This is a genomic window from Streptococcus sp. SG2 (assembly GCF_030439925.1).
Classification (GTDB): Bacteria; Bacillota; Bacilli; order Lactobacillales; family Streptococcaceae; genus Streptococcus; species Streptococcus gordonii.
Genome location: NZ_JAQFJD010000003.1, coordinates 242,249 through 266,487, shown reverse-complemented (window position 1 = coordinate 266,487; position 24,239 = coordinate 242,249). Strand labels below are relative to the sequence as shown.

Annotated in this window: 15 protein-coding genes and 10 tRNA genes; 22 read left to right on the top strand and 3 right to left on the bottom strand. The window is 41.4% G+C overall.

Features of this window, described 5'->3' with window-relative positions:
- The first annotated feature begins 50 nt into the window (after window positions 1–50).
- The 10 genes from PCY09_RS08270 (at window position 51) to PCY09_RS08225 (ending at window position 923) form a co-directional block, all read left to right on the top strand.
- A tRNA-Ile gene (locus PCY09_RS08270) sits at window positions 51–124 on the top strand.
- A gap of 14 nt (window positions 125–138) precedes the next feature.
- Window positions 139–210: transfer RNA gene (locus PCY09_RS08265), tRNA-Glu, on the top strand.
- Between the two features lie 11 nt (window positions 211–221).
- Window positions 222–311 (top strand) — tRNA-Ser (locus PCY09_RS08260).
- Window positions 312–330: 19 nt separating this feature from the next.
- Window positions 331–404, top strand: a tRNA-Met gene (locus PCY09_RS08255).
- A gap of 3 nt (window positions 405–407) precedes the next feature.
- Window positions 408–480, top strand: a tRNA-Phe gene (locus PCY09_RS08250).
- 18 nt (window positions 481–498) lie between these two features.
- Window positions 499–579 (top strand) — tRNA-Tyr (locus PCY09_RS08245).
- 9 nt (window positions 580–588) lie between these two features.
- Window positions 589–659, top strand: a tRNA-Trp gene (locus tag PCY09_RS08240).
- Window positions 660–671: 12 nt separating this feature from the next.
- Window positions 672–744: transfer RNA gene (locus PCY09_RS08235), tRNA-His, on the top strand.
- Window positions 745–757: 13 nt separating this feature from the next.
- Window positions 758–829 (top strand) — tRNA-Gln (locus PCY09_RS08230).
- A gap of 10 nt (window positions 830–839) precedes the next feature.
- Window positions 840–923 (top strand) — tRNA-Leu (locus tag PCY09_RS08225).
- Between the two features lie 694 nt (window positions 924–1,617).
- On the opposite strand, the gene PCY09_RS08220 is transcribed toward PCY09_RS08225, so the two are convergent.
- Entirely contained in the window at window positions 1,618–2,874 is a 1,257-nt protein-coding gene (locus PCY09_RS08220) for an MFS transporter (protein ID WP_008810082.1), read from the bottom strand.
- 625 nt (window positions 2,875–3,499) lie between these two features.
- Here PCY09_RS08220 and PCY09_RS08215 point away from each other — a divergent pair.
- The 9 genes from PCY09_RS08215 (at window position 3,500) to PCY09_RS08175 (ending at window position 11,414) form a co-directional block, all read left to right on the top strand.
- Window positions 3,500–3,943: a zinc-dependent MarR family transcriptional regulator gene (locus tag PCY09_RS08215; RefSeq protein ID WP_125397372.1), complete on the top strand. Its 444-nt coding sequence runs from the start codon at window positions 3,500–3,502 to the stop codon at window positions 3,941–3,943.
- The gene (locus PCY09_RS08210; RefSeq protein WP_125397373.1) at window positions 3,940–4,650 is read left to right on the top strand and encodes a metal ABC transporter ATP-binding protein; all 711 of its coding nucleotides are present in this window, start codon (window positions 3,940–3,942) and stop codon (window positions 4,648–4,650) included. The genes PCY09_RS08215 and PCY09_RS08210 overlap by 4 nt, the downstream gene beginning before the upstream one ends.
- Window positions 4,643–5,449 (top strand): metal ABC transporter permease, encoded by an 807-nt coding sequence (locus PCY09_RS08205; RefSeq protein WP_125397374.1) that lies wholly within the window; start codon window positions 4,643–4,645, stop codon window positions 5,447–5,449. The genes PCY09_RS08210 and PCY09_RS08205 overlap by 8 nt, the downstream gene beginning before the upstream one ends.
- A 9-nt stretch (window positions 5,450–5,458) precedes the next feature.
- Window positions 5,459–6,961, top strand: a complete 1,503-nt coding sequence (locus PCY09_RS08200) for a zinc ABC transporter substrate-binding protein AdcA (protein WP_125397375.1) — start codon at window positions 5,459–5,461, stop codon at window positions 6,959–6,961.
- 148 nt (window positions 6,962–7,109) lie between these two features.
- Window positions 7,110–7,541, top strand: coding sequence for a CopY/TcrY family copper transport repressor (locus tag PCY09_RS08195; RefSeq protein WP_008810077.1), 432 nt, complete (start codon window positions 7,110–7,112; stop codon window positions 7,539–7,541).
- Window positions 7,542–7,548: 7 nt separating this feature from the next.
- A complete protein-coding gene (locus PCY09_RS08190; protein ID WP_080927985.1) occupies window positions 7,549–9,795 on the top strand; it encodes a heavy metal translocating P-type ATPase in 2,247 nt (748 codons plus the stop codon).
- A gap of 20 nt (window positions 9,796–9,815) precedes the next feature.
- A complete protein-coding gene (locus PCY09_RS08185; protein ID WP_061601802.1) occupies window positions 9,816–10,025 on the top strand; it encodes a heavy-metal-associated domain-containing protein in 210 nt (69 codons plus the stop codon).
- A 136-nt stretch (window positions 10,026–10,161) separates the two neighbouring features.
- A complete protein-coding gene (locus tag PCY09_RS08180; RefSeq protein WP_008810074.1) occupies window positions 10,162–10,773 on the top strand; it encodes a DUF6287 domain-containing protein in 612 nt (203 codons plus the stop codon).
- Window positions 10,774–10,868: 95 nt separating this feature from the next.
- Window positions 10,869–11,414 carry a DUF6287 domain-containing protein gene (locus tag PCY09_RS08175; protein ID WP_061601801.1) on the top strand — a complete coding sequence of 182 codons (546 nt, stop codon included), beginning with the start codon at window positions 10,869–10,871 and terminating at the stop codon, window positions 11,412–11,414.
- Window positions 11,415–11,439: 25 nt separating this feature from the next.
- Here PCY09_RS08175 and PCY09_RS08170 read toward each other — a convergent pair whose 3' ends face one another.
- Together PCY09_RS08170 and tyrS are read right to left on the bottom strand one after the other, a co-directional pair.
- A complete protein-coding gene (locus tag PCY09_RS08170; RefSeq protein ID WP_125397376.1) occupies window positions 11,440–12,288 on the bottom strand; it encodes a putative RNA methyltransferase in 849 nt (282 codons plus the stop codon).
- 87 nt (window positions 12,289–12,375) lie between these two features.
- Window positions 12,376–13,632 carry a tyrosine--tRNA ligase gene (tyrS, locus tag PCY09_RS08165; protein WP_008810069.1) on the bottom strand — a complete coding sequence of 419 codons (1,257 nt, stop codon included), beginning with the start codon at window positions 13,630–13,632 and terminating at the stop codon, window positions 12,376–12,378.
- A 177-nt stretch (window positions 13,633–13,809) separates the two neighbouring features.
- Here tyrS and pbp1b point away from each other — a divergent pair, with 177 nt between their 5' ends.
- The 3 genes from pbp1b (at window position 13,810) to rpoC (ending at window position 24,036) form a co-directional block, all read left to right on the top strand.
- Window positions 13,810–16,359 (top strand): penicillin-binding protein PBP1B, encoded by a 2,550-nt coding sequence (pbp1b, locus tag PCY09_RS08160; RefSeq protein ID WP_301556706.1) that lies wholly within the window; start codon window positions 13,810–13,812, stop codon window positions 16,357–16,359.
- A gap of 422 nt (window positions 16,360–16,781) precedes the next feature.
- A complete protein-coding gene (rpoB, locus tag PCY09_RS08155) occupies window positions 16,782–20,348 on the top strand; it encodes a DNA-directed RNA polymerase subunit beta (protein WP_045634166.1) in 3,567 nt (1,188 codons plus the stop codon).
- Between the two features lie 40 nt (window positions 20,349–20,388).
- The gene (gene rpoC, locus PCY09_RS08150) at window positions 20,389–24,036 is read left to right on the top strand and encodes a DNA-directed RNA polymerase subunit beta' (protein ID WP_125397377.1); all 3,648 of its coding nucleotides are present in this window, start codon (window positions 20,389–20,391) and stop codon (window positions 24,034–24,036) included.
- The last annotated feature ends 203 nt before the right edge of the window (window positions 24,037–24,239 follow it).

Below are 24,239 nucleotides of genomic sequence, written 5' to 3'. Positions count from 1 at the left end.
TTCTCGTCACCCGCTTTGAACGAAAGGTTCATACCAAGTTTTTATAACTTGGGCGCGTAGCTCAGGTGGTTAGAGCGCACGCCTGATAAGCGTGAGGTCGGTGGTTCGAGTCCACTCGTGCCCATTTGAATATTTTATGGTCCGTTGGTCAAGGGGTTAAGACACCGCCTTTTCACGGCGGTAACACGGGTTCGAATCCCGTACGGACTATATCATTTCTTGGAGGATTACCCAAGTCCGGCTGAAGGGAACGGTCTTGAAAACCGTCAGGCGTGTAAAAGCGTGCGTGGGTTCGAATCCCACATCCTCCTTTTAGTTGAATAATAGTATCGCGGGATGGAGCAGCTAGGTAGCTCGTCGGGCTCATAACCCGAAGGTCGTAGGTTCAAATCCTGCTCCCGCAATAAGGCTCGGTAGCTCAGTTGGTAGAGCAATGGATTGAAGCTCCATGTGTCGGCGGTTCGATTCCGTCTCGCGCCATTTTATTAATATGATTTTGGAAGGGTAGCGAAGAGGCTAAACGCGGCGGACTGTAAATCCGCTCCTTCGGGTTCGGGGGTTCGAATCCCTCCCCTTCCATAAACCTTTACGGGCATAGTTTAAAGGTAGAACTAAGGTCTCCAAAACCTTCAGTGTGGGTTCAATTCCTACTGCCCGTGTTTGATAATATGGCGGGTGTGGTGAAGTGGTTAACACACCAGATTGTGGCTCTGGCATGCGTGGGTTCGATCCCCATCACTCGCCTATTTATTAATATTGGGGTATAGCCAAGCGGTAAGGCAAGGGACTTTGACTCCCTCATGCGTTGGTTCGAATCCAGCTACCCCAGTTAAACTTGAGCCGGCGTGGCGGAATTGGCAGACGCGCTGGACTCAAAATCCAGTGTCCTCACGGACGTGCCGGTTCGACCCCGGCCGCCGGTATAGCTTAAGTTTACTGAAGAGACAAGATTTGTGGACCTTGTCTTTTTTTTGAGTTACTAATTTTTCCATTATTAAATATTATATCAAGTTTATAAGTCAATAGTTTCTGTTTGCTTGGGGACAAGTGATAATATGAATTAATTGTTATAGTAGAATACCACCTTGTCATTGATTGATTTGAGTGTTTCAAATCATGATTTTTTATTTTTTTTAAACCTTTTATCTATTATATTTTTTATTCTGATTTTATTTCAATGATTTACAAGCCCAATAGAAGTTGGAATGGTGGGGTTGTGTATAGTAATGAAGAAATGGTTGAGAAATTCAGAGATTTTAACAGTTAATTGTTCCTTAGAGATTTTTTAAGATTGTGAAAAAGTGGACCGAGTTTATAGAATAAGCATAGAAAGTGAAAAAGCTATAGAATTGGGAAATCTAATTTCTTCAGTCGAAAATTTAATGAATGTTACCAGCAAGTATACAGGAGTCAAATCTACGAACAGGGTTAAATTATTTATAAATGATGTTTAGTATCTATTTAAAAAATTTGATTATTTCATATTGACTTATCTAAAAAGTTGACTCATATTTTAAGTTTTACTTATTGAGTCAGGTTAGTTGTTGTTAGCATTCAAAAAAAGACAAGGTTTTTTCACCTTGTCTTTTTAGTTTTAGTATTGCTTTTGTTTCAATTTCAATAAGTGCCTTCTTTTTGGAGTATTCTATATATTCGAGGTAACATCATCATCGTATAGATCAGGAGAGAAACCCCTCCAAATATGAATATCAGACCTCCGTTTATGTCCTTTTGAAATAGATAAGTAAATACAATGGTACCTATCGGCATGATAGACGTATTTAGTGTGAACAAAGTACTCATTACTCTTCCTAAATAATTCGTTTCAATGCTACTTTGAAGATAAGTCATGACGACAATATTTAGAATAACGAGAGTAAATGCGATGATTCCCATGAATAAACCGCCAACGGAAGAAATAATCACTTGGGTTTTACTAGTTGCAAATGTAATTCCCAAACCAACGATAGCGATGGTTAGAAGAAAAAGTGGAACGCGAATTCTATAAGAGAGAAGTGTATTATTTTCTTTTTTGTCTGGCAATAGTGACATCGACACACTGGCTGATAACATTCCAACCGCAGACATAGTTTCTAGGATACCTACTGTTGCATTATCTAATAAGAGTTGCTCTTTGACTACAAATGGGACTCCAATGCTAATGGAAGTATAAAAGAAATTCAGTACAACACTAACAAGAATAATATATTTGACAATCTGATTTTCTTTTAAAAATCGGATAATTTCTTTGACTCCATGTTGATGTTTTTCATTCTGTTTAATCTCAGTTTCCTGTTCTTCGTGTTCATAGAAGAATTTCATTGTAAGTAAGATACCTAAAGCAAGGAAATTTGCAATGATTTCTATTAGAATAAAGCCTGAGAAGCCTAACCAATTATAAAAAATGACTCCAATAGCTGGAGAGAGCATGGTTGCAATAGAGATGGCGGTTTGTGTAACAGAACTTAATCGCTGAATTTTTGTATCGTTTACCAACTCGTGGATAGAAGCTGAATAACAAGTATCATTAATGTTAACTGTAATAGAGTGGAGGATGACAAACGGTATTACTAAATACAAGATAGTAGCTGAATTCGTTAAAAAATAAAAAACATAAAACAGAAAGAAGATGAAGAGCCTGAAGATGAAATTATAAATTAAGATCTTTTTATGACGGTATCGGTCTACTAAATTACCGATTGGAACCAAGAAAATCAAACTGACTAAAGGATAGATGATCATATTGATTCCAAAACTCATTGCCGATTTTGTTTGGTCCAGTAACATTAATCCTAAAGCGAAATTAAAAGCTTTTCCACTTAAAGAACTAATAAAACTACTAATAAAGTCTTTGATGATTTGTCTATTAGACATTTCATCACTTATTAAATTCTTAATATTAATCCCCTCCATTCGTGTCAACATTGCTTCGGTTATCTAATCCTATTCAATGAACCTGTGTTGTAAGGTAATTGGAATATTAGATAAACCATAATTTTTGTTATTAAGATTTTATCAATTATGCTAATAAAAGTATATTAAAAAATGTAGAAAGAAAGTATTTTTTAGATCAGCAGTTGTATTATTCAACTACTAAGAAATAAAAGGAATGACTCACTGTTTATGGAAGTAATTATTTAAGAGAGGAGGATGAGTTACCAATAAGTTACAGAAATTTGAAAAATGAGTCTATTTTCGAGATTCGAAAGTCCTAAAACCCTATTAAACCAAAGTTATAAGATTTCAAAAAGTATTCGTAGAACTCAAAATTCAGTGTCCTCATAGAAGTACTGGTTCGACCCCGGCCGTCAGTATAGCTTAAGTTTATTGGATTTTTTATCTCTTTTTTATTGTGTTTACTTTGTTGATTTTAAAGTAAATGATTTAGTTTGTATTAATTTTTTGATTCTAGTTTAACTTTTTATTTGATTCTTTTTTTAATTGTGTTATAATTAACCAGTGAAACATTAACCGGTTAAGTAAAAAGAGGAGGGAAATCATGTCACAGTTAGCTCATAAGATTGATTCTTTTTTAAATGAGATTATATTAAAGGCTGAGAACCAACATGAGATTTTAGTTGGTTCATGTACTAGTAATGTATCTTTAACGAATACGCAAGAACATATTTTGATGTTGTTAGCTGAAGAGATGTTGACCAACTCTGATTTAGCTAAAAAATTGAATGTAAGTCAGGCAGCTGTGACCAAGGCTGTTAAGTCATTAATAAATCAAGGGATGTTGGAGACTTTTAAAGATAAGAAGGATGCTAGAGTAACTTTTTATCGCTTAACTGAATTAGCACAGCCAATTGCTGATGAACATGAACATCACCATGCTCATACCTTGGAAACTTATCAAAGTTTATTGGATAGATTTTCTGAAGATGAACAGCAAGCGATTGAAAAATTTTTGGAGGCCTTAGTGGGAGAAATTGGGAAATGAGATATATAACAGTGGAAAATTTATCTTTCTACTATGATAAAGAACCTGTTTTGGAGCATATTCATTATTTTTTGGATAGTGGAGAGTTTGTTACGCTGACAGGGGAGAATGGTGCTGCTAAGACTACTTTGATCAAAGCTAGTCTAGGTATTTTGCAGCCTAAGCATGGTGAAGTCAAGATTTCTAAGACAAATACTCAAGGAAAGAAATTACGTATTGCTTATCTACCTCAGCAGATAGCTAGTTTTAATGCTGGTTTTCCTAGTACGGTATATGAATTTGTCAAGTCAGGTCGTTATCCGCGTAAAGGTTGGTTTCGTCGTTTGAATGAGCATGATGAAGAACATATCAAGGCAAGTCTTGAATCTGTAGGGATGTGGGAACATAGGGACAAGCGGCTTGGCTCTCTTTCTGGCGGGCAAAAGCAGAGGGCTGTGATTGCTCGGATGTTTGCTTCAGACCCAGATATATTTGTCCTAGATGAGCCAACAACAGGGATGGATGCAGGCAGTAAAGACGAGTTTTACAAGCTCATGCACCATAGTGCTCATAAGCATGGGAAAGCTGTCTTGATGATTACGCACGATCCGGAGGAAGTCCGTAAATATGCTGATCGTAATATTCATTTGGTTCGGAATCAGGACTCACCTTGGCGATGTTTCAATGTGCATGAAAGCGACAATGGACAGGAGGTGAGCCATGCTTAATCTATTTTCCTATGATTTTATGCAGCGAGCCTTTTTGGCAGTTATTGCCATGAGCCTATTCTCACCGATCCTGGGGACTTTCCTGATTTTACGTCGGCAGAGTCTTATGAGTGATACGCTTAGCCACGTGTCACTAGCAGGTGTTGCTTTTGGCTTAGTTCTTGGCTTGTCTCCAACTCTCACAACGGTAATTGTGATCATGATTGCAGCAGTCTTTTTAGAGTACTTGCGGACTATTTATAAGAATTTCATGGAAATCGGGACGGCCATTCTCATGTCTACTGGCTTAGCTATTTCCTTAATTGTTATGAGTAAGGGGAAGAGTTCTAGTTCCATGAGTCTGGATCAGTATCTATTTGGCTCCATTGTGACGATTAGTACGGAGCAGGTGATTTCTCTTTTTGTTATTGCCGCTGTGGTACTTGTCTTAACCTTCCTCTTCATTCGGCCTATGTACATCTTGACCTTTGATGAGGATACGGCTTTCGTGGATGGGCTACCGGTACGGACCATGTCTATTCTCTTCAATATCGTGACGGGTGTTGCGATTGCTCTTATGATTCCGGCTGCGGGAGCCTTGCTGGTTTCGACCATTATGGTCTTGCCGGCCAGTATTGCTCTGCGGATTGGGAAAAACTTTAAATCGGTTATTTTGCTAGCAAATATCATCGGTTTCTTTGGTATGATTGCTGGCCTGTATATTTCTTACTACGCAGAGACGCCGGCAAGTGCTAGTATTACAATTATTTTCGTTAGTCTGTTTTTACTGGTCAATTTGATCAAAAAATTTGTGAAATAGGAGAAAAAAATGAAGAAAATTAGCTTACTATTAGTTGGTTTATTTAGTGTATTCTTGGTGGCTTGTTCCAATCAGAAAAAAGCGGATGGCAAGCTCAATATTGTCACGACTTTTTATCCCGTTTATGAGTTTACCAAGCAGGTGGCTGGAGATGAAGCCAAAGTTGATCTTCTAATTAGTGCTGGAACAGAGCCACATGATTATGAACCTTCTGCAAAGGCGGTTGCGACGATTCAGGACGCAGATGCCTTTGTCTATGAAAATGAAAATATGGAAACTTGGGTACCAGATTTGCTCAATACATTGAAGAATAAGAAGGAAACTGTAATCAAGGCGACTGGAAAGATGCTCTTACTTCCTGGAGGAGAAGAGGAAGACGACCATGATCATGGTGAAGAGGGACACCATCATGAGTACGATCCTCATGTTTGGCTGTCTCCAAAGCGGGCCATTCAAATGGTGGAGCACATCCGAGATAGCTTGAGCAAAGCTTATCCTGAAAAGAAAGCTGCTTTTGAGAAAAATGCTGCAGCTTATATCAAGAAGCTAGAAGCCTTGGATAAGGAATATGAAACTGGTTTGGCTAATGCCAAGCAAAAGAGCTTTGTTACCCAACACGCTGCCTTTAACTATCTAGCATTGGACTATGGTTTGAAGCAGGTTCCAATTTCTGGACTTTCACCAGACAGTGAACCATCGGCTTCACGCTTGGCTGAATTGACCGAGTACATCAAGAAGAATAAAATCAAGTATATCTACTTTGAAGAAAATGCTTCTCAGGCCTTAGCTTCCACTTTGGCTAAGGAAACAGGAGTAGAATTAGATGTCTTGAATCCACTGGAAAGCTTGACCGAAGAACAGACCAAGGATGGGGCAGACTATATTTCGATCATGCAGGCTAATCTAAAGGCTCTTAAGAAAACGACTGATCAAGAGGGAGTAGAGATTGCGGCTGAGAAAGAAGAAGATACTAAGACTGTTCAAAATGGCTACTTTGAAGACAGTGCCGTCAAGGATCGGACCTTGTCTGACTATGCTGGTGAGTGGCAGTCTGTATACCCTTATCTGAAGGATGGTACCTTGGACCAAGTCTTTGACTACAAGGCTAAGCTGACTGGGAAAATGACAGCAGCTGAATACAAGGACTACTATGATAAAGGCTACAAGACAGATGTTTCCAATATCAATATCACAGATAAAACTATGGAATTTGTGGTAGATGGAAAATCCAAGAAATATACTTATAAATACGTTGGTAAGCATACTCTGACTTACTCTAAGGGAAATCGTGGAGTACGATTTATGTTTGAAGCGACAGATAAAGATGCTGGTCAATACAAGTATGTTCAGTTTAGCGACCACAACATTGCACCAACTAAGGCGGCTCATTTCCATATCTTCTATGGCGGTGAGAGTCAGGAAGCACTCTTTGACGAGCTGGAAAACTGGCCAACCTACTATCCAAGTAAATTGACCGGTCAAGAAATTGCCCAAGAGATGTTGACGCATTAATATGGACAAACTTGAGAAGACGGGATTATCCCGCCTTCTTTTTTGTATATCGGAAAATGACGATAAAAATACTTGACAAATTACGATTACAAATGTAAACTAATAAAGTATTGAATTACAAATGTAAATAATAAGGAAGTGTTAAACAATGGAACAGCAAAATATTAGCCAAGCAGAATGGCAAGTTATGCGCGTGTTATGGGCGTATCCGCATAGCCGTAGCACAGAGATTATAGCGCGTTTGGAGGCAGACTTCTCATGGAAGCCGGCAACTATCAAAACACTTTTGAATCGTCTCAAAACCAAAGAATTTATAGCTATGGAAAAAATAGAGGGTAAGTTCTACTATGATGCTCGTATTTTAGAATCAGATCATCTGGAAAGTACTTTGCAGGCTCTCTTTGATAATATCTGTAACACCAAGCATGGAGAGCTTTTAATTTCGATGATTGAGAGAAGTCAGTTCAGCCAAGGAGATTTGCAACTGCTTAGTCAGGCCATTGATAAGAAAAGGGCTTCAGCCCCACTAGAAATTGAATGCCATTGTCCGCAAGGTCAGTGTCGCTGTGGTCGTAGATAAGGAGATTATGATGGAGAAAAAAGAATACAAGCTATCAGGAATGACCTGTGCATCTTGCGCTATGACAGTTGAGATGGCGGTCAAGGATTTAGAAACGGTCGAGGATGTTAATGTCAATCTAGCCACAGAACGTCTCAGTTTAGTCCCTAAGGCGGGATTTGATAGTCAGCAAGTGCTAGATGCGGTAGCTGAGGCCGGTTATCAGGCAGAAGAAAAAGGCATAGCCAAACCGTCTGACGTAAACGAAGAGGCTGTAGCTAGAGTGCAAATTTTACGAAGAAAGAAACAAGAACTACTGATTCTTTTGATTACCGCTTTGCCCTTGCTTTATATCTCTATGGGTAGTATGGTCGGCCTTCCTCAGCCTAGCTTCTTGGACCATATGAAGCATCCCTTGCTCTTCGTCCTTTCTCAACTACTTTTAACGTTGCCTGCTGTGTGGATCGGTCGTGGTTTTTATCAGAGAGGATTTCGTAATCTTATCAAACGACATCCCAATATGGATAGTTTGATTGCGGTGGGAACCAGTGCAGCATTTCTTTATAGCCTCTACTCGGTCAGTCAGGTTTTTCTAGGTCATCATCCCTTTGTCCATCAGCTCTATTTTGAGTCTGTTGCAGTGATTATTACCTTGGTTCTGCTGGGAAAATATCTGGAAAGTTCAGCTAAGGGGAGAACGTCTCAGGCAATTCAGTCTCTGCTTGAGTTAGTGCCTAGTCAGGCGACAGTGATTCGTTATGGTGAGGCTGTGACCATTGATACAGAGGATATCCGAGTTGGAGACATTATCCGTATCAAGCCAGGAGAGCGTATGCCAGTAGATGGCCTTGTGACGGAGGGACAGACCTTTGTGGATGAGTCCATGATGACTGGTGAAAGTGTCCCGATTGAAAAAAAGGTTGGCGATACCATTACCAGTGCAACGATCAATCAAAATGGAAGTATTGATTACCAAGCAACTAGGGTGGGTTCGGATACGACCTTAGCTCAGATTGTTAGATTGGTGGAGGAAGCGCAGGGGTCTAAGGCGCCGATAGCGGCTTTGGCCGATAAGATTTCGCTTTATTTTGTCCCAATAGTGCTGAGCTTGGCTACTTTATCCGCGCTTGGCTGGTATTTTCTAGCTGGTGAGAGCCTTAGCTTTTCCCTGTCAATCTTTATTGCAGTTCTGGTCATTGCCTGCCCTTGTGCGCTGGGATTAGCGACTCCGACAGCTATCATGGTTGGGACTGGTAAAGGGGCCGAAAATGGAATTCTGATTAAGTCTGGACAAGCATTGGAAGCAGCTTATCAACTGGATACTATTGTTCTTGATAAGACGGGGACGATTACGGTTGGTAAACCCAGCCTAACTGATCTGCTGCCCTTGGGTGATTTGAATCGTCCCGACTTGTTGCGACTAATAGCCAGTGCTGAGCAGCATTCTGAACATCCTTTGGCTCAGGCTATCTTAGAAGCTGCTAAAGAGGAGGGACTTGACTTGCTGCCTGTCAGTCATTTTGAGGCTATGGTTGGACGAGGTTTGTCAGCTCAGGTTGAGGACAAGCGGCTTCTAATCGGAAATGAAAGATTGATGAAAGAAAATAACATTGACAGCAGTGCCTTTCAAGAACAGTTGTTGGAGCTATCCCAGAAAGGGAAGACAGCCATGTTTGTCGCAATAGATGGACAGCTGGTAGGTATTTTAGCGGTAGCAGATGAGATGAAGTCCAGCAGTCTGAAGGCGGTGCAAGAGCTCCAGTCTATGGGGCTAGAAGTCATCATGCTGACAGGGGATCGTGAGGAAACAGCGAAAGCTATTGCCCAGAAAGCTGGCATCCAAAAAGTTATCGCAGGTGTATTGCCGGATGGTAAGGCCACTGCTATCAAGGGCTTGCAGGAAGCGGATAAAAAACTGGCCATGGTCGGAGACGGTATCAATGATGCGCCAGCTCTGGTTCAGGCAGATGTAGGAATTGCCATCGGATCAGGCGCTGATGTAGCTATCGAATCAGCAGATGTAGTGCTCATGCATAGTGATCTGCAAGATGTGGTCAAGGCCATCAAGCTTAGCCAGGCGACCATTCGTAATATCAAGGAAAATCTTTTCTGGGCCTTTGCTTATAATACACTAGGCATCCCGATTGCTATGGGTCTGCTGCATCTTTTCGGCGGCCCCTTACTCAATCCTATGTTGGCTGGTCTAGCCATGAGCTTGAGCTCAGTATCGGTTGTCGTCAATGCTCTACGTCTAGGACGCTTTAAAATGAACTAAATATACGGAGGAATAAATCTATGAAACAAACAGTCCAATTAGAAAACTTATCTTGTCAAAACTGTGTCAAACACGTCACCCAGCATTTCCTATCTATGGTGGGAGTGTCAGATGTGGTTGTGGACTTAGAAAAACAGACAGCTCAAGTGACAACGGATAAACTTTATGGTGCATCTGACTATGAAGCGGCTTTAGCTAAAACGATTTATAAGGTCTTATCAGTTGATTAATGCTTAATTTAAGATAAGATCTCACTTTCTTTTGAACCTGTTTGGTCTTTCATTGTAATATTTTGTAAAACATCTTGACTTAATGTTACAATTCTATTACAATGAAATAAAGAACCGGTTAAGGGGAGGAAATTATATGAGTAAGAAGCTACTTATTGGCTTAATCACAGCATTGTTTATCGTTATAGCAGTCGTGTTTATTTATTTTAAATTTTTTACCATTTCTGAAAATAAACCTTCCTCAACAACTTCACAGTCCAGAATTAGCACAAGTCAGTCTAGCCAAAGCTCAACCAAGAAGGAATCAAGTGAGGATTCTAGTAGCGTAACGACTAATTCGACCTCAGAGAAACCTTCAAATGAGACTGGAAAACCGAGTGACCAAGCAGAAGGTAAGGAGCAAATAAAGGCTCGTTCAACTGTATTTGATTTTAATGCGATGACTCATGGGAATTTTACAAGCGTAAAAGGGACATGGAAGAATGCTGAAGGTCAGACAATTACCTTTGATGAGAAGGGCATAGTGGCTGATGAAACTAGCATTTCTTCTTTCAACTATGATGCTGCAGGCAATTTGATCGTAAATGTTCAAACAGGATTAACAGGATATTCAATCTGGTTTGTGATGAAGGGAAATGCCATTGTACCAGAAGGAGATACTTCTGATACAAATCGTGATAGAATTTTTGCAGGTCAAGGAATGCCAGAAGATATCGCAAGTGCAGCTTACTACCGAGTTGATCAGTAAGACGGTTGCTAAATTAATAGAAAAAAGATACAATAAGTCCTATACTAGAAAATAGAAAAGGGCTTATTTTTTAAGCCTGACAAATGAGGAAAAATATGAAAAAAAGAATATTGTTAACAACTATTTTAATAGCTTTAGGAGGAGGACTAGTCTTGTCAGGATGTTCTGGAAAAGGAGAAACAAAAGAGAGCTCAGCTTCTTCAAGTCAAATAGCATCTTCGAAGAGTTCAGTAACTTCGACCAGCTCTGAATCCAGTAAGACTTCAGAAAGTTCTACAAGCCCTAGTCAGGAAGCGGAGAAAAAAATGAACATTAGTGAATTGGCTGATGGAAATTTTGCAAGCATTCAAGGCACATGGCAAAATGATAAAGGGGAACGACTTGTATTTGATGAAAATGGTCTAGTTTCAGCTGAATATGAATTTGGTGGTGCTTCTTTAACCGACTACGGAACAGCAGCTGGCGGTGTATATGGTGGCCAAACAGGAGGTTTCTTGCTAGAATTTGTTCCAAGTGGTGTCAAGCTTGCTGATACAGAAAACTTTAAAGATAGCTCTGATACTAGTCGTGACCGTCTTTGGACTGGGGTTGGTATCCAGTCCTTTGCTGAACAAGGTAGTTTTTACTATCGTATTAAATAAGAGAAGATATTAAAAAGACAAGCTTTTAAAGCTTGTCTTTTTTGCTTTTTCCAATCAGAATGGTAGCAGAAATGGTAATTTCTGTGAGATCAGACCAATCAATTTCTTCCTGCTTAATATGAAAGAGGAGGGGGGTCATGCCAATGAGAGCTTCCTTTTGGATTTCATTGATTGGATAGGTGACAGTAACCTCTTTCTGTTCAAGAATTTCAAATGAGGTCTCAAAATGGTCTAGTATATCTTGGTTGGAATAATCTTGCTTTTGTAGCTGCCCGGCAACCCTTTTGCGGATTTCCTGAACATGCTGACTGGTAGGAATGACCTTGAGCAGGAGTCCTTGTTTAGTCAATACACGTTGGAATTCCTGGTAGTTTGCAGGAGAAAAAATATCTAAAATAAGATCAATGCTATGATTCTTTACAGGGAGTTTGGCCAAATCTCCCACAAACCAATTGATAGAAAGGCTAGTATCAGTTTTGCTGGCTAGCTGGATGGAGTCTTTGGAAATATCAAAAGCATAGAAATCTTTGTCTGGGAATACTTTTTGCAATTTCAGACTATAGTATCCTTGGCCACAACCAACATCTAAAATAGTTTGGGTATCGGGTGATTGTTGCAAAAAAAATTCAATTTCCTGTAAAATATGTTGGTAAAAGCCGGCCTCTAAGATGATTTGGCGCTGAATAAAGTTGTCTTTATCATAGTCTTTTGATTGTCTTATCTGGGGTGCTAAGTTTACGTAACCGTATTTTGCAATGTCAAAAGAATGTCTGTTTGTGCAGACTAGGCTATGGTCTTGAAATTTGAGTTCTTCCTTACAAAGAGGACAAGCAAAAGTTGAGGCTCTAGCAAATCGAGCGATTTTTGGTTTCATGAGTCGTTTCTTTCTGTGAAAATAGAAGATCTTGTTGAAGAAGATATGGAAAAGGAAACCCGTCTGTCTTTCGAGTTTCCTTTAGGTTTAATAAGTCAAGACAAAGTATTTTTTCTTACCACGGCGGATGACGGTCAATTCATTTTCTAATTTGTCTGCATCACTCAGAGTATAGTCAAGGTCTTGGATGCGGTCTCCATTGACGTAGATAGCTCCGTTTTGGACATCTTCACGCGCCTGACGTTTGGAATTAACAACTCCAGCTGTAACAAGTAAATCAACAATGTTGAGGTTGTCTTCTGCTTGGACTTGATAATTTGGAACACCACGGAGTCCTTGTTTCAGCTCTTTAACAGAAAGGTTCTTAATATTTCCTGCAAATAGCTGTTCTGTAATATTTAAGGCTTCTTGGTAAGCTTTTTCGCCATGAACTAGAGTGACCACTTCACGTGCTAAGATTTTCTGAGCCAAACGTTCATGTGGTGCTGCCTCAAACTGCTTGCGGATCTCTTCAATTTCATCTAAACTTAGGAAGGTGAAAATTTTAAGGAAACGAACGGCATCATCGTCCATGACATTCATCCAGAATTGGTACATTTCATATGGGCTTGTCTTGTCAGCGTTCAGCCAAACAGCATTTCCTTCTGATTTACCAAATTTCTTACCGCTAGCATCGGTGATAAGAGGAACAGTAATGACATGTCCAGTCTTGTCAGCTTTACGACGCAAGAGTTCTGTTCCAGCAGTCATATTTCCCCACTGATCAGAACCACCAATTTGCAGAGTAACATTGTGTTTTTGATTTAAGATGAAAAAGTCGTATCCTTGCATGATTTGGTAGGCAAATTCAGTATATGAAATCCCTGTTTCAATCCGTTTTTTAACAGATTCTTTACTCATCATGTAGTTGACTGTGAAGTATTTTCCAACGTCACGTAGGAAATCGATAAAACTGATATCTGAAAACCAGTCGTAGTTATTAACCATTTCAGCTTTGTTCTGGCCGTTTTCAAAGTCAAGCAAGCCTGCAAGCTGCCCTTGGATGCTTTTAACCCAGCCTTCTACGGTTTCTTTGGTTTGTAAACTACGTTCAGCATCCTTAAAAGATGGGTCGCCAATAAGACCAGTTGCTCCTCCAACTAAGGCGTAAGGTTTGTGTCCAGCCAACTGTAGGCGACGGCTTGTTAAGATGGCTACAAGGTGACCAAGGTGCAGGCTGTCTGCTGTTGGGTCATATCCAGTATAATAAGAGACTTGACCTTCTTCTAGTTCTTGGCGCAGGGCTTCTTCATCAGTAGTTTGAAAAATCAACCCACGTTCTTTGAGCTCATCAAAAATGTGCATGTCTGTCTCTCCTTTTCAAAGTTTTAAATTCATTCTCCCATTGTATCACAAACCAGGAAAAGAGTGTAATAAAATTGCAAAAAAACTAGTAAAAAATCTCCCCGAGCTCTTGTAAATCGCGCTGTTCTTGTCATATGGACGAAGATTTTGATATAATAGGCAATACGAGGATATAATATGTTGGAACAAAAAGTAAAAAAGTTTCTTGAAATTTTAAAACCATTTATTAAAAAAATTCAGATCCTATGGAAAAAAGTAGCTGAAAAATCCCGCCTTTTCTTTGGGAAAATCGGGAAGTGGCTGGAGTCAAAGCTGCAAACTGACGGAGAGCCTTGGTCTCCTATGGATATTGGGGCTACTGTCTTGCGAACAATCAAACTTCTTTCGAATACCCTGTTCGTCCTTTTGTTTCTGGGATTTTTATTTGGTGCAGGGATTGCGACTGGCTATGCCTTAAATTTATTTAATAATGTAGCAGTACCCGAAAAAGATACTTTGATCCAGAAAGTTCAAGATATATCAGCTATTTCAGAATTAACGTATGCTGATGGTAGCCTGATTTCGACAATAGATAGTGACCTGATAAGGGTTACGGTGGATAGCTCGGCGATTTCTGAAAATGTTAAGAAGGTTGTAATTGCAACAGAAGATGAGAACTTCATGAGCCATAAGGGAGTCGTTCCTAAGGCTGTTTTACGGGCCACTCTGGGGTCAGTAGTTGGAATTGGTTCTGCTAGTGGTGGTTCCACTATTACGCAGCAGGTTATCAAACAGCAAGTTGTTGGAGATGCTCCTACCTTTAATCGTAAAGCAACAGAAATCATTGACTCCTTAGCATTAGAGCGCTATATGAGTAAGGATGAAATACTGACAACCTATCTCAATGTATCACCTTTTGGTAGAAATAATAAAGGCCAAAATATAGCTGGTGTTGAAGAGGCTGCTAAGGGAATTTTTGGTGTTAGCGCAAGTAAATTAACAGTGCCTCAAGCAGCTTTTATTGCGGGATTGCCTCAAAGTCCAATTGTATACTCTCCCTACACGGCAAAGGGGACTTTGAAAGATTCAAAGGACATGGCCTATGGTTTGGAGAGGGCTAAGGACGTTCTTTATAATATGTACCGGACAGGTGCTTTAAGCCAAGATGAGTACAATCTTTATAAAGATTATGATTTGACCAAAGATTTTTTACCTGCTGGAAATGTTGAAACGGCATCACGTGGCTATCTATATTATCAAGCCAAGTCTGAAGCTGAGGATGCCATGTATCAGTATCTCATCAAGAGAGATAATGTTTCCCAGCAAGATCTGAAAAATACAGCCACTGTTAAGGCTTATAAGGAATTAGCAGCAAAAGAACTAAGTGAAGGTGGCTATACCGTTAAAACCACAATTAATAAGGCAGTTCATAACGCCATGCAAAATGCCGTTGCTGCATATGGTGGAATCCTAGATGATGGAACTGGACAGGTTCAAGTTGGGAATGTTCTTTTAAATAACCAGACCGGTGCTATCCTAGGGTTTATCGGTGGGAGGAATTATGCCGAGAATCAAAATAATCACGCTTTTGATACGGAGCGTTCACCTGGTTCGACCATCAAGCCGATTTTAGCCTACGGGATTGCAATTGACCAGGGGCTGATGGGAAGTGCAAGTGTCCTATCTAATTATCCGACAACCTTCTCAAGCGGAGACCCTATCATGCATGCGGACAGTCGAGGGACGGGTATGATGGATTTGCAAGAAGCCCTGAATACTTCTTGGAATATTCCTGCCTACTGGACCTATAAGCTCCTGCGTGAGAAAGGAGTCAATGTCAAAGGCTACATGGATAAAATGGGCTATTCAATTCCTGACTATACAATTGAGAGTCTGCCATTGGGAGGAGGGATTGAAGTCTCTGTTGCCCAGCATACCAATGGTTTCCAGGCGCTAGCTAATAATGGGACTTATCAGAAGCGCTATATGATTGAAAAGATCAGTGATAGATCAGGTAAAGTTATTTATGAACATAAGGCTAGTCCAGTCCAGGTCTATACACCAGCGACAGCGACTATTATGCAAAGCTTAATGCGAGGAGTCTTGGAATCTGGGTCTACAACGACTTTTAAATCACGACTAGCGCAAGTAAATGGTGGTTTGTTGAGTGCTGACTGGATTGGGAAAACAGGAACTACCAATGTCAATGGTGATATGTGGCTGATGCTTTCAACGCCAAAGGTAACTTTGGGAGGTTGGATAGGACACGATGACAATACTTCGATGGGGGCTCTAACTGGCTATAATAATAACGCAAGCTACATGGCTAATCTTGTAAATGCCATCTATCAAGCAGATCCAAACGTCTTTGGTATTAGTGATCGTTTTAACCTAGATTCTAGTGTTATCAGTTCAGAAGTTTTAAAAGCTACTGGAACAAAACCTGGTCGTACGACCGTTAATGGCCGTGATATTTCGTTGGGTGGTCAAACAGTCACTAGCTACTGGGCTAAGAATGGAGCGCCAGCTCTATCTTATCGCTTTGCTATCGGTGGTACAGATAGTGATTTACAGCAGGCCTGGGCGGCACTTGCTGGCAACCAAACTTCCGACCGTAGGGTTAGAGAAGACAAAGAAAAAGAGAGCGAGACAAGAAACGAAAAAGAGGAAAAAGAAACGAGCAGTTCGAGTAAAAAACAAGAAGATTCCTCTACAGATAAAAATTCTAGTCAAAGCCAGACAAATTAAAATAAAAAGGCTTTCATAATGCCGATAATCTTGCATTTTCAGGCAAAATAAGGTACAATATTATTAATAATTTGTCGTCTGCTTTTTTGAAATATTGTCCAAAAGAGCTTACAGCAGTTAAATCAAACTTTCATAAGTCAGATTTAGCTGCTCTTTTTGTGTCTATTTTTAGGAAAAATGAATCATGTAATCATAATTTAATTTTTCTGAAAATTAAACAAGAGGGACTGATTGTAGCTGTTTTGCAGTTTGACAAAACAGAATAGAGGAATTGCCTCTGAAAAGATTTAATTGAACTCGCCCTAAAAGAGCCGGTAAGAAGTTCCTGGTTAGAACAAAATCATTTTCTTCTGAATCTAAAATCTGGAATTTCTTTAAGCTTTGTTGATGGGCTGCGTATCTTACTATAAAGGAGTAAAAACTTGGCAGGACATGACGTTCAATACGGGAAACATCGTACCCGTCGTAGTTTTTCAAGAATTAAGGAAGTTCTTGATTTACCTAACTTAATTGAGATTCAAACAGATTCTTTTAAAGACTTCTTGGATCATGGTTTGAAGGAAGTTTTTGAAGATGTGCTTCCAATTTCAAACTTTACCGACACTATGGAGCTGGAGTTTGTCGGTTATGAAATTAGGGAACCAAAATATACGCTGGAAGAAGCACGGATTCATGATGCCAGCTACTCAGCGCCAATTTTTGTGACTTTCCGTCTGATTAACAAGGAAACTGGTGAAATCAAGACTCAGGAAGTCTTCTTTGGTGATTTCCCTATTATGACTGAAATGGGAACCTTCATCATTAATGGTGGTGAACGGATTATCGTATCCCAGTTGGTACGTTCTCCAGGGGTTTACTTCAACGATAAAGTCGATAAAAACGGTAAAATCGGCTATGGATCAACTGTTATTCCTAACCGTGGAGCATGGTTGGAGCTGGAAACAGATTCAAAAGACATCGCCTATACTCGTATTGACCGGACGCGTAAAATTCCATTTACGACTTTGGTTCGTGCGCTTGGTTTCTCAGGTGATGATGAAATCTTTGACATTTTTGGTGATAGCGACTTAGTGCGCAATACTATCGAAAAAGATATTCACAAAAACCCTATGGATTCCCGTACAGATGAAGCTCTGAAAGAAATCTATGAGCGTCTCCGTCCAGGTGAACCCAAGACAGCTGAAAGTTCTCGTTCACTTCTTGTAGCTCGCTTCTTTGATCCACATCGCTATGATTTGGCAGCAGTTGGACGTTACAAGATTAATAAGAAGCTCAACATCAAGACTCGTTTGCTGAACCAAACAATTGCTGAGCCTCTTGTGGATGCTGAAACAGGTGAAATCCTTGTTGAAGCAGGAACTCTTATGACTCGCAGTGTGATTGACAGTATTGCAGAGCAGTTGGACAATGGTTTGAACAAAATCACATATATTCCAAATGATTCAGCTGTTTTGACAGAGCCTGTAGAGCTTCAAAAGTTCAAAGTTGTGGCACCAAATGACCCAGACCGTGTTGTGACCATTATTGGGAACGCGAATCCATCTGACAAGGTTCGGACTGTAACCCCTGCTGACATTTTGGCTGAGATGAGCTACTTCCTCAACTTGGCAGAAGGTATCGGTCGTGTGGACGATATTGACCATTTGGGGAACCGTCGTATTCGTGCGGTTGGTGAGCTTTTGGCTAACCAAGTTCGTCTGGGACTTTCTCGAATGGAGCGTAACGTTCGTGAACGGATGTCTGTTCAGGATAATGAAGTTCTCACACCGCAACAAATCATTAATATTCGTCCAGTAACTGCGGCAATTAAAGAATTCTTTGGTTCTTCACAGTTGTCACAGTTCATGGACCAACACAATCCGCTGTCTGAGCTTTCTCACAAGCGTCGTCTGTCTGCCTTAGGACCTGGTGGTTTGACACGTGACCGCGCTGGTTATGAAGTGCGGGACGTGCACTATACTCACTATGGTCGTATGTGTCCGATTGAAACACCTGAAGGACCAAACATCGGTTTGATCAATAACTTGTCTTCTTATGGACACCTTAACAAATATGGATTTATTCAAACGCCATACCGCAAGGTAGATCGTGAAGCTGGTGTCGTAACCAACGAAATCGTTTGGTTGACAGCTGATGAAGAAGATGAGTTTATCGTAGCTCAGGCAAACTCTAAGCTTAATGAAGAAGGTGGTTTTGCAGAGCCTATCGTTATGGGACGCCACCAAGGTAACAACCAAGAATTCCCATCAGATCAAGTAGATTACATGGATGTATCGCCTAAGCAGGTAGTTGCCGTAGCGACAGCATGTATTCCTTTCTTGGAAAATGACGACTCCAACCGTGCCCTCATGGGTGCTAACATGCAACGTCAGGCCGTGCCTTTGATTGATCCAAAAGCGCCTTATGTTGGTACTGGTATGGAATACCAAGCGGCTCACGATTCTGGTGCTGCAGTCATTGCCCAGCATGATGGTAAGGTCACTTATGCAGATGCAGATAAGGTTGAAGTTCGTCGTGAAGATGGATCGCTTGATGTTTATCATATTCAAAAATTCCGTCGTTCTAACTCAGGGACTGCATACAACCAACGTACCCTTGTTAAAGTTGGCGATGTCGTAGAAAAAGGCGACTTTATCGCTGACGGACCTTCTATGGAAAATGGAGAAATGGCATTGGGACAAAACCCAATCGTTGCCTACATGACATGGGAAGGTTACAACTTCGAGGATGCGGTTATCATGAGTGAGCGTCTGGTGAAAGACGATGTCTACACCTCTGTTCACTTGGAAGAATACGAATCAGAAACACGTGATACAAAGCTTGGGCCTGAAGAAATTACCCGCGAAATTCCAAACGTAGGGGAAGATGCCCTACGCAATTTGGATGAAATGGGTATTATCCGTATCGGAGCGGAAGTTAAAGAAGGCGACATCCTAGTCGGAAAAGTAACTCCGAAGGGTGAAAAAGACCTTTCTGCTGAAGAGCGCCTCTTGCACGCTATCTTTGGAGACAAGTCTCGTGAAGTTCGTGATACTTCGCTTCGTGTACCTCACGGTGCTGACGGTGTCGTTCGTGATGTGAAGATCTTTACCCGTGCAAATGGTGATGAGCTACAATCTGGTGTTAATATGCTGGTTCGTGTCTACATCGCTCAAAAACGTAAGATCAAGGTCGGAGATAAGATGGCCGGTCGTCACGGAAACAAAGGGGTTGTATCCCGTATCGTTCCTGTGGAAGACATGCCATACTTGCCAGATGGAACACCAGTAGATATCATGTTGAACCCACTCGGGGTACCATCTCGTATGAACATTGGTCAGGTTATGGAGCTCCACCTTGGTATGGCGGCACGTAATTTGGGTATTCACATTGCAACTCCAGTCTTTGACGGAGCTAGCTCAGATGATCTTTGGGATACTGTTCGTGAAGCTGGTATGGATAGTGATGCTAAGACCGTTCTTTATGATGGTCGTACAGGTGAGCCATTTGACAACCGTGTATCTGTCGGTGTCATGTACATGATCAAGCTCCACCACATGGTAGATGACAAACTCCACGCCCGCTCAGTAGGACCTTACTCAATGGTTACCCAACAACCACTCGGAGGTAAAGCTCAGTTTGGTGGACAACGTTTTGGTGAGATGGAAGTTTGGGCCTTGGAAGCTTACGGTGCTTCGAACGTTCTGCAAGAAATCCTGACTTACAAGTCAGATGATGTCAACGGCCGTTTGAAAGCTTATGAAGCTATCACTAAAGGTAAACCAATTCCAAAACCAGGTGTGCCAGAATCCTTCCGTGTCCTTGTTAAAGAATTGCAATCTCTTGGTCTGGACATGCGCGTTCTCGACGAAGATGATAATGAAGTAGAACTGCGCGACCTAGACGAAGGAGAAGACGATGACGTGATTCACGTTGACGATCTTGAAAAAGCGCGCGAAAAAGCAGCTCAAGAAGCGAAAGCAGCCTTTGAAGCTGAAGGAAAAGAATAAGAATTCACACTGACTAGAAAATGAAGAAAGGTAAGAAATAGTGGTTGATGTAAATCGTTTTAAAAGTATGCAAATCACCCTAGCTTCTCCCAATAAGGTCCGTTCATGGTCTTATGGGGAAGTGAAGAAACCTGAAACAATCAATTACCGCACACTTAAACCAGAACGCGAAGGCCTCTTTGACGAAGTTATTTTTGGCCCAACCAAGGATTGGGAATGTGCTTGTGGTAAGTACAAACGGATTCGTTACAAGGGAATTATTTGTGACCGCTGTGGTGTTGAAGTAACCCGCGCTAAAGTTCGTCGTGAACGTATGGGCCACATCGAATTGAAGGCACCTGTTTCACATATTTGGTACTTTAAAGGAATTCCAAGCCGCATGGGACTCACTTTGGATATGAGTCCTCGTGCTTTGGAAGAAGTCATTTATTTTGCGGCTTATGTGGTCATTGATCCTAAGGATACACCGCTAGAGCACAAGTCAATTATGACTGAACGTGAGTATCGTGAACGTTTGCGTGAGTACGGTGCAGGCTCATTTGTAGCGAAAATGGGAGCGGAGGCTATTCAAGATCTCTTGAAACAAGTAGATTTGGAAGCTGAAATTGCTGTTCTCAAAGAAGAATTAAAAACTGCGACTGGACAAAAACGTGTGAAGTCAGTTCGTCGTTTGGATGTCTTAGATGCCTTCTACAAGTCTGGTAATAAACCAGAATGGATGGTTCTCAATATCCTGCCAGTCATTCCGCCAGATTTGCGTCCGATGGTTCAGCTGGATGGTGGTCGTTTTGCGGCTTCTGACCTTAATGACCTCTATCGCCGTGTTATCAACCGGAACAATCGTTTGGCGCGCTTGCTTGAGTTGAATGCACCTGGTATCATCGTGCAAAATGAGAAGCGGATGCTTCAAGAAGCGGTAGATGCTTTGATTGATAATGGTCGTCGTGGTCGTCCGATCACAGGACCAGGTAGCCGTCCACTTAAATCATTGAGCCACATGCTTAAAGGGAAACAAGGACGCTTCCGTCAAAACTTGCTCGGTAAACGGGTTGACTTCTCAGGACGTTCCGTTATCGCCGTTGGTCCAACTCTTAAGATGTACCAATGTGGTGTGCCACGTGAAATGGCGATTGAGCTCTTTAAACCATTTGTGATGCGTGAAATCGTTGCTCGTGATATCGTGCAAAACGTAAAAGCTGCAAAACGCTTGGTGGAACGTGGAGATGAGCGTATCTGGGATATCCTGGAAGAAGTAATCAAGGAACACCCAGTGCTCTTGAACCGCGCACCGACCCTTCACCGTTTGGGAATTCAGGCTTTTGAGCCGGTTCTGATTGACGGTAAGGCTCTTCGCTTGCACCCACTGGTCTGTGAAGCATACAATGCCGACTTTGACGGTGACCAAATGGCCATCCACGTACCATTGTCTGAAGAAGCGCAGGCTGAAGCTCGTATCCTTATGCTAGCTGCTGAGCATATCTTGAACCCTAAAGATGGTAAACCAGTTGTAACGCCATCTCAGGATATGGTTTTGGGGAACTACTACTTGACCATGGAAGAAGCTGGCCGCGAAGGCGAAGGTATGGTCTTCAAAGATATGGATGAAGCTGTCATGGCTCTTCGCAATGGTTATGTGCACTTGCATACTCGTGTAGGTATCACAACCGATAGCCTGGCGAAACCATGGACTGAGTCGCAAAAACATAAAATTTTGATGACCACAGTTGGTAAAATTCTCTTTAATGCGATTATGCCGGAAGAATTGCCTTATCTGCAAGAGCCAAACAATGCTAACTTGACTGAAGGTGTTCCGGATAAGTACTTCTTAGAATCAGGAAAAGATATCAAAGAAGCCATTCAAGCTCTTGAATTGAATGTACCATTTAAGAAGAAAAATCTTGGTAATATCATCGCTGAAATCTTCAAACGCTTCCGTACAACAGAAACATCTGCCCTGCTTGACCGTTTGAAGAACTTGGGTTACCACCATTCTACTTTGGCTGGTTTGACAGTGGGTATCGCTGATATTCCGGTTGTCGAAGACAAGGCTGAGATTATCGAAGAATCTCACAAACGTGTAGAACAAATCACTAAACAATTCCGCCGTGGTATGATCACAGACGACGAACGCTACAATGCTGTCACTGCTGAATGGCGTGCAGCCCGTGAAAAATTGGAGAAACGTTTGGTTGCCAATCAAGATCCGAAGAACCCTATCGTTATGATGATGGACTCTGGAGCGCGTGGTAACATCTCAAACTTCTCACAGCTTGCCGGTATGCGTGGTTTGATGGCTGCGCCAAACGGACGTATCATGGAATTGCCAATCTTGTCTAACTTCCGTGAAGGTTTGTCAGTACTCGAAATGTTCTTCTCAACTCACGGAGCTCGTAAAGGTATGACGGATACGGCCCTTAAGACTGCCGACTCAGGTTACCTAACTCGTCGTTTGGTTGACGTTGCTCAAGACGTTATCATCCGTGAAGACGACTGTGGAACAGATCGTGGTCTCCTTATCACTTCTATCACAGATGGTAAGGAAATGATCGAACCTCTTGAAGAACGTTTGGTTGGTCGTTATACTAAGAAATCTATTAAACATCCTGAGACAGGAGAAGTCCTAGTTCCTGCTGATGTTCTTGTAACTGAGGATATGGCACGTCAAGTTGTTAATGCTGGTGTGACGGAAGTCACAATCCGTAGCGTTCTAACATGTAACACTCGTCATGGTGTCTGCCGTCACTGTTATGGTATTAACTTGGCAACTGGTGATGCGGTTGAAGTGGGTGAAGCAGTCGGAACAATCGCTGCTCAATCTATCGGGGAACCTGGTACACAGTTGACCATGCGTACCTTCCACACGGGTGGTGTTGCTTCAAGTTCAGATATCACGCAAGGTCTTCCTCGTGTCCAAGAAATCTTTGAAGCCCGCAATCCAAAAGGGGAAGCGGTCATCACTGAAGTCAAGGGTGAAGTTACAGCTATCGAAGAAGATGCATCTACTCGTACTAAGAAGGTCTTTGTTAAAGGTCAAACTGGTGAAGGCGAGTATGTGGTACCATTTACAGCTCGTATGAAAGTTGAAGTAGGCGACCAAGTGTCTCGTGGTGCTGCTTTGACAGAAGGTTCTATCCAACCTAAGCACTTGCTAGCTGTTCGTGATGTCTTGTCCGTTGAAACTTACCTGCTTGCTGAAGTACAAAAAGTTTACCGTAGCCAAGGGGTAGAAATCGGTGACAAGCACATCGAAGTAATGGTTCGTCAAATGATCCGTAAAGTACGTGTCATGGATCCAGGTGATACAGATCTCCTTATGGGAACTCTTATGGATATTACAGACTTTACAGATGCTAACCGTGATGTGGTTATCTCAGGTGGTGTACCTGCGACAGCTCGTCCAGTCCTCATGGGGATCACCAAAGCTTCCCTTGAGACAAACAGCTTCCTGTCTGCAGCTTCCTTCCAGGAAACAACTCGTGTCTTGACTGATGCGGCTATCCGTGGTAAGAAAGACCATCTGCTTGGACTTAAGGAAAATGTTATCATCGGTAAGATTATTCCAGCTGGTACAGGTATGGCTCGCTACCGTAACTTGGAACCACAAGCTATCAATGAAGTTGAAATCATTGATGAAGTTGTGGTGACTCCAGAAGATGTAGAGTCTACTGAAACACTAGTAACAGAGTAAGATGAAAGAAACTCGTTTTAAAAACGGGTTTCTTTTTTATCGGAGATAAGCTTGGTTGAGCCCTAAAAATCTCAGGCTTTGGTATTTGCAAGATGAGAGAAAATTCTCCATTTTAGCTGAATTGCTTGATTATAGAGTATAAAATAAAGCATCTCCATTGATTTTGTCTAAAATATAGAACTAACCATGAGCAAATTAGTTTC

Coding starts and splice junctions, on each gene's coding strand:
- PCY09_RS08210 (WP_125397373.1), top strand. CDS start 3,940: ATGAGATATATAACAGTGGAAAATTTATCTTTCTACTATGATAAAGAA.
- PCY09_RS08200 (WP_125397375.1), top strand. CDS start 5,459: ATGAAGAAAATTAGCTTACTATTAGTTGGTTTATTTAGTGTATTCTTG.
- PCY09_RS08205 (WP_125397374.1), top strand. CDS start 4,643: ATGCTTAATCTATTTTCCTATGATTTTATGCAGCGAGCCTTTTTGGCA.
- PCY09_RS08195 (WP_008810077.1), top strand. CDS start 7,110: ATGGAACAGCAAAATATTAGCCAAGCAGAATGGCAAGTTATGCGCGTG.
- pbp1b (WP_301556706.1), top strand. CDS start 13,810: ATGTTGGAACAAAAAGTAAAAAAGTTTCTTGAAATTTTAAAACCATTT.
- PCY09_RS08190 (WP_080927985.1), top strand. CDS start 7,549: ATGATGGAGAAAAAAGAATACAAGCTATCAGGAATGACCTGTGCATCT.
- PCY09_RS08170 (WP_125397376.1), bottom strand. CDS start 12,288: ATGAAACCAAAAATCGCTCGATTTGCTAGAGCCTCAACTTTTGCTTGT.
- PCY09_RS08180 (WP_008810074.1), top strand. CDS start 10,162: ATGAGTAAGAAGCTACTTATTGGCTTAATCACAGCATTGTTTATCGTT.
- PCY09_RS08215 (WP_125397372.1), top strand. CDS start 3,500: ATGTCACAGTTAGCTCATAAGATTGATTCTTTTTTAAATGAGATTATA.
- tyrS (WP_008810069.1), bottom strand. CDS start 13,632: ATGCACATTTTTGATGAGCTCAAAGAACGTGGGTTGATTTTTCAAACT.
- PCY09_RS08220 (WP_008810082.1), bottom strand. CDS start 2,874: ATGTCTAATAGACAAATCATCAAAGACTTTATTAGTAGTTTTATTAGT.
- PCY09_RS08185 (WP_061601802.1), top strand. CDS start 9,816: ATGAAACAAACAGTCCAATTAGAAAACTTATCTTGTCAAAACTGTGTC.
- PCY09_RS08175 (WP_061601801.1), top strand. CDS start 10,869: ATGAAAAAAAGAATATTGTTAACAACTATTTTAATAGCTTTAGGAGGA.